This is a genomic window from Candidatus Parvarchaeota archaeon, assembly GCA_016866895.1.
In the GTDB taxonomy this organism is placed as follows: Archaea; Micrarchaeota; Micrarchaeia; order Anstonellales; family VGKX01; genus VGKX01.
The window spans coordinates 1-6,130 of record VGKX01000068.1 but is presented as its reverse complement, the minus strand read 5'-3'; the positions used below and the strand labels follow the sequence as shown (position 1 = coordinate 6,130).

Below are 6,130 nucleotides of genomic sequence, written 5' to 3'. Positions count from 1 at the left end.
CGCGACGAGGCGCACAGGTTTGGGGTTTCATACCATCGCAAACTTCGCGGCAGAAAATTGCTTGAAAAAGCCTAAGTCAGTTTTGCGGCAAAAATGAGGCTTGAAGGCCTTGTGAGGGAGTTTAGAAAGTCCCTTGTCGCTGTTTTTCCTCCTCCAGTTCTGGGCAAAGCGGCACAGGCTGCAGGGGAGGTTACTGTTGACTTTACGTATTTCCCATTCGTTAGCTTTATATACAACTTTAAGGCAATATAACTGATAATCATGGCGGCAAACAGGGCATTTTTTCACAGTCAAAAGGACCAAATTCCCCAGGACACTTCTTCTAAAAAAACAGGCAAACATGGCATGGGCAGGAGGAAAGCGTTGACACTTATCGCCTTAACCGGCCTAAGCGTTGCCTTCAAACCTGTTGTTTTTGACTTGTTTTCAAAGATATTTGACACAAAAACAGTGGGAAGCTCTCTTTTTGCAAAAGTAAAGGGGGGAAAGCAGGTTCCGACAGTTGCCAAGGAAGTGGCGGAGAGTTGGTTTACGCATAAGAATTTGGTTGCAGGGGATCTAACTTGCGAATCGTGGGTTTCTGATGGTCGCGGCATGTCAGCCAATCCAAATATCACTACTGTCCAATTCATGATTCCGAAAGCCCCACTTCCAGCTGCATATGATGTAACTGAGTATATAAGAAAAATTGGAATAACCAGGTTCTCAAAGGAAGTCAAGTCAGTCTATGTTGGCACCAAAGAGGTCAATGGCCAAATGAAGCATATCTTCTGTGCCATTGACCCCAAGGCATGGGGAATAATGGTTGTTGCAGACCCCGTTTCTGATTTGATGAACAACAAAATAGACTTCTTTACAATGTCCAACACGTCCAGCACAAGGATTGGCAATGACTACAAGGTAATGGTTATTGACTGGTTAGGCGAAAAGGTAGGCGGGGTTGTTGTATATTCCAATGGCCAGTTATACTATTCATTTTTGAAGGACGGAGTGGAATTCGGTGCGGCTTTAGACTTGGCATCCACATACTCATCATTCTGGAATAACTTGCAAAACCCCCAAATAGGTCTTGTTCAGCTGCCTTCGGATGGCAACTATTATGCTGCACTAAGGGGACAAAACGGTTCAACTATATACCTTGTCAACATAAGCGGCGGGTCTTCAAAAATTAGAGAAATTCAGCAGGCAGATATTAGCAAGTATCCTAATCCGTTTAACTAGGTTTTATTATGGTCTTTTTGTTCCAGACTGGACAGTCTATGGTTGGTGAAACGGAGTTTGGGAACCAAGAAAGAAATCGCGCAGCCAACCAAGCCGCCATAAATCAAGTCCAAAAAACTTTCCAAAACATAGCCGCTTCTTTTTCCAGCAATGGTCTTATTGCTCCAGAACAGAAAAAAAACCTTGATAATGAGCTTACAAAAACAACTCACACAAACCGTTTAGATTGCATTACAAAATCTGTTTCTCTTATCAGCAAGTATTCCACCCCGGCGACTATTTCAGATGCACAAAAAACAGACCAGGCAATCTCATCTGGACAGTTAAAATTCTCGTGTTTACAATTGTTTATCCTAGAAAAGAATGCTCTCGAATATGTAAAAGGCGAAATAGACATGAAGACAAAGGAGGGGAGAGATGAAGAAGTATTTGCGGCAAAAAGCGTTGAGGAATTGCAGAATCTTGCAAAGCACTGGAGCTACAACATTCAAAACCTGCTTGCAAAGGCCGATGATTTTGTCTCCAAAGTCAGGCAGGCGGTTGTAAAGCTTATCATGATGAACCAGAGGGCAATGGTGTCCCTGAAGAGTTTTATGGATAGCCAATCATTCAAAAATAATATGGCAATCAAAAAATTATCCATGTTAATTGCCGAAGCAACTGTTGCAGGCAGAAGCAAGGAAAAGGAATCCGGCGCCCTTCTTTCCAAGGAGGAAAAAGCCAAAAAGAACTTGAAAGAGCAGGAAGCGGCAAAGCAAAAGCTGGAGTCGCTAGTCTCTGATTTTAGGGAGTCTCTTTCCTCGGTCGTGCCCCCAAGTGAGTTGAAACAGGCTTCGCAGATGGCGGGGGAGGTCACAGTTGACCTATCGTCCAGGCTTTCGGCACTCAAATCAGCCCAGGACAAAAAAGACGTGCAGGCTGCACTTGAGCAGGCACTCAAGCCCGATTTGAAGATGGTCGAGCTGCAGGCACTGCCATCAATGAACGAGACGATAATGAAAAAATGAAAATGGTCGAGTTTCAAGCTGCCTTCAAGTCCTTCCCTCGATGAATGAGCAGATAATGAAGAAGTGAAGCTGGTCAGGCTTCAGGTCACGTCTTCCTTCAACTGCTTCAAGCCCTACAAGCCATAATCAAGTTTTTGACTCAAAATCGTTTTTAGGCGCAAAAACACACATTTTCATATCTTTACATAAATAACCATATATTTATAAACCTTGGATGAGAACTTTCCTTATGTCACTTTCAAGCTATTTGCTGCCTAAAAGAGATGCTGGGGATGCCAAGTCCGGTAAAACTAAGATGACTTCAGCGCAAGCGGAAGCATTCCAAAAAAGCAGGAGAAATTTTCTTTGGAAGCTTGGCATAGGTGCCGCAGTTGGGGGCGCAGCTATTGCCTTTGGCGTGCCTGCACTCCTCAAAGAATCATTTTCAGACCATATCGAAAATATTAAGGCATATCTCTCCTCAAATTCGCTTGACTTCAAGCAGCAGATTCTATTGGATGACCCGGTCCTTTCAAGGCTTCTTGAGAATGCGGCCCAGTCGCTTGCACAAAAGTGCGATATTAGTGACACTGGGCAAGTAAGGTATTTTTTGAGAAATTCGCTGGCTTGCTCAAAGGCCTACCCTGACCTTGCGTCACTTCCAGACGCTTATTTCCAAATTTCCTCAAATGCCGCCGAAGTTGAGCGGCAGCTTGGGAAGGCCGGCTTTACAATGCTTGGCATTGAAGATGCAAGGTTGCAAATTACCAAAAACAGGCTTTCTGATGACATTTCACAATCGCTTTCAAAAGACGTGATTTACTTTAATGACTACCATTACAGCCCTCAAATCCCACTTGAAATAGAGGCTCTTTTGCCGCAACTCAAGCAAGCCGGGTTTAGCATTATTGCAACAGAATTTCCAATGGAATCCAATCCAATTGACTTTTGCAAATCCATACTAGAGCAGTTAAAGTACGCTCTTTCGATTTTTGAGGAAAACAAATCCAATGGCACGCTATCACCTGTCCAGTCTGCGTTTTATGACCAGATGGTGCTTGCATCAAAAATCAACATTGCAAAGTTTGAAAACGAGCTTAAGCTTTACAACACGGCCCTAAGTATGGGTTTTTCCATCGCCTCCGTAGATGCAAGCATGAACACCTATTCCCAGCAGGACCTTGATGACACCAGAAGGCGGGATATAATTATGGGCGCAAACATTGCAAAACTGGTTGAATCAGATGGTGCAAAGGCAGTTGTATTTGTTGGTGGCATGCATCTGAGAAAAGGGTCGGGCATCCCTGCTGTAGTTGAGTACGCAACAGGAAAAACAGGCCACGTTTATTTTCTTAGCAACGAGTTTGAGTTCGGGCAAAGGAGGTTTGTTGAGATGCCCCAAACCATTTACCTTGCTGCAATTAAGCAACTTGGCATTGAGCGTGAAAAGTTCATTGTTGACATGAGGGATTCCCCTGTTGCATTTGACTTCCTATACCACCTTCCGCAAACTGTCAAGGAGTTTGCTGAAATAGATGTGGTTGTTGGCCAAATGAAGGCTCTTGAAGAGGGAAGGTCAACTGCCTTTGAGTTCAGGTTTTGGGACGACTATCTGAAACCGGCAAGCCTCGGTTGAATGCTGTTTTTGGCATGGATTGACAAGCATCCTTCCAGCCTAGTACAGGTCAGCTCCCTAAGCGCGCCAATATCTTCAATACCCGTTGCCTCTAATCTGCATTTTGCCTAATACGCTAACTTTTTATCCCGCTTGCCTCGATGATCTTATCGTAGTTTTTCACTCCGAATTCGACTGCAGCTGCAAATGGAATGCCGCCAAGTATCTTCGGATTTTTTCTAATCGAGCTGAAATTAGGCACCGATAGGGTTATTTCCCCTTTTTCACCGCTGCTTGCCGAACCCCATGCTGCGCTTATCTCAATTTTTGACAAATCCTCCTGTGTTATATATTTCTCCTGCTGCCCGAACATCTCCATCAGGGAAACCAACTGTATTGTCTTTTTGAATTCACCGTCTTGTGGGGTGTTGTCTTTAGCTATTATTCTAAGTAATGTTGGCACACTAACTTCCCTATGGCGCAGCTGTCTAATGCCTTGCCTGTCAAGAACTACAACCAAGTCATACTTGTCAGTCCCAAAATTGAATGCAAGGTACTTAAGACATACGATTGGCTCACCGCCTTCAACCCTGACTGAAAACTTTGCCTTGGCGCTTTTTTTCATTATCTTTGCTAGCCTGCCGCCGATAAGTTTAATCCAGCTGCCCTCCTTGGTAGATATGCCCCCCCTCAATCCAACTTCCTTGTACTTTTCTGGCATAAGTGCCTCTGCCAAGTTCCCCTTGTCAAGCTCATCTGGGCCAAATCTGAATCCAGATGGCACATTTGTTATTTCATTTCTTTCTTTGCAATAGCTCCTTGTAGCCCTCAGTATCTTTTTGATATATTTTCCGTATTGCCCGCCTATCATTTCATTTAGCCAGTCTAGCATCAGGGCTACTGCCTCATCAATGTTTTTGCAATTTGTCAAACGGCGTTCTCTTTCCCTGTCATCAAGCAACCCCATCAATTCCTTCATCCCGCCTGAACCAATTTCAAGCCTTATCCTAAGCCACTCCCCCTCGAATTGCCTCCTATATTTTTGCAATTTCCTTTCCAAATCGCCTTCATATTGTTCTACATCTTCATAGCCTGGAATGGCTGCAACAAGTTTTCCAGATGGGTCGACATATTTGCCGTTGACCGAGGTGATTATCGGATTCATCCTGCCAAAACTGCGCATCAGCTCAGTCTTGCCAGCTTTGCTAATAACGTTTACTATCTTCTGAAGCCCGACATTGGCGGCCACCCTCTCTGCTAATGAATTCATGATTCCACCTGGCCTTAGTCTAACTTCCCCTGTCCTCCACATTCCGACTTGATATTTCTATTTTCATTTTGTGTTTTTTCATGACTTTATTCAGTATGCTAATCTTAATAATCTCTGTTAATATTGGCAAATCCAAACGCTTTTGAAGAACAGGACTAATGCTCAAAAGTGCTGTAAGTTGGTTCGTCAGGACTTGAGCTTTATGAAGAACCAACCTAGGCTGCTTGAAAAAAAGTTATTGGGCTTAATCGTTGACTTGTCAAGTGGTTTTCCGCTAAGGACTTCAGGCGCACTTGAGGCAGCCTCACCCCGCCTTACCACTATAATGCTCCCCGCTTTCCTTCTGCTCCCTGTCCAAGGCGCTATCAGGCTTGTTTATCCTTGGCCTTCCAGAATCCTTGTCCCGCCTCATGGTTATTCCAAGCATCTTCAAAAAGCCGTTTAGCCCGTCCTTTTTCCCTTTTGGGCAGCCAGCCCTGCCGGTTTGCCCTCCGGTGCCTTCAAACACCATCAGCCTTGTTGCAACAGCATCCACAAGTGCAATGTCATGGTCAACAACAAAGGCAGCTTTTTCGCCGCTTTCAATGATGCTGTGGAGCAGGTGGGAAAAGTGCAGCCTCTGCTCAATGTCAAGATAGGCGGACGGCTCGTCAAAAAGGTACAAATCGGCCTCCTGCGACAGGGCAAGGGTTATTGCAACGCGCTGAAGCTCGCCCCCTGAAAGCTGGTCAAGCCTCTTTTCCTGCAGGCCTGAAAGCTCAAGCCTCCTTCTGGCCTCCTCAAAAACTGCAGAATTGAGCTTGTGCCTTGAAAAAAGCTCTCCAACCTTCTCCTCGCCTTCGTAGCTTATGTACTGGGGCTTGTATGAAACCTTAAGCGCACCGTCAGTGCCACCCGAATCAGGCTTTACAACGCCTGCAAGCATCTTTACAAAAAGCGATTTTCCAGTTGCATTGCGCCCAACTACACCGACTATCTCGCCTTCCCTGATGCTTCCAGCCTCGCACTCAAAGCTGAATTTCGGATATCTTTTTTTCA

General features: G+C 44.9%; 5 protein-coding genes. 3 read left to right on the top strand and 2 right to left on the bottom strand.

Annotated elements, in window-relative coordinates:
• Positions 1–261: 261 nt before the first annotated feature.
• The 3 genes from FJZ26_03430 (at position 262) to FJZ26_03420 (ending at position 3,843) form a co-directional block, all read left to right on the top strand.
• Positions 262–1,221: a hypothetical protein gene (locus FJZ26_03430; protein ID MBM3229457.1), complete on the top strand. Its 960-nt coding sequence runs from the start codon at positions 262–264 to the stop codon at positions 1,219–1,221.
• Positions 1,222–1,565: 344 nt separating this feature from the next.
• Complete coding sequence (locus FJZ26_03425) at positions 1,566–2,228, top strand: hypothetical protein (GenBank protein ID MBM3229456.1); 663 nt, start codon at positions 1,566–1,568, stop codon at positions 2,226–2,228.
• Positions 2,229–2,442: 214 nt separating this feature from the next.
• Positions 2,443–3,843: a ChaN family lipoprotein gene (locus FJZ26_03420; protein MBM3229455.1), complete on the top strand. Its 1,401-nt coding sequence runs from the start codon at positions 2,443–2,445 to the stop codon at positions 3,841–3,843.
• Positions 3,844–3,958: 115 nt separating this feature from the next.
• Here the strand turns inward: FJZ26_03420 and FJZ26_03415 are convergent, their stop codons facing one another.
• Positions 3,959–5,092 carry a hypothetical protein gene (locus FJZ26_03415; protein MBM3229454.1) on the bottom strand — a complete coding sequence of 378 codons (1,134 nt, stop codon included), beginning with the start codon at positions 5,090–5,092 and terminating at the stop codon, positions 3,959–3,961.
• A 304-nt stretch (positions 5,093–5,396) separates the two neighbouring features.
• Positions 5,397–6,130 (bottom strand): ATP-binding cassette domain-containing protein (locus tag FJZ26_03410; GenBank protein MBM3229453.1); only part of this gene is annotated, 734 nt, incomplete at its 5' end.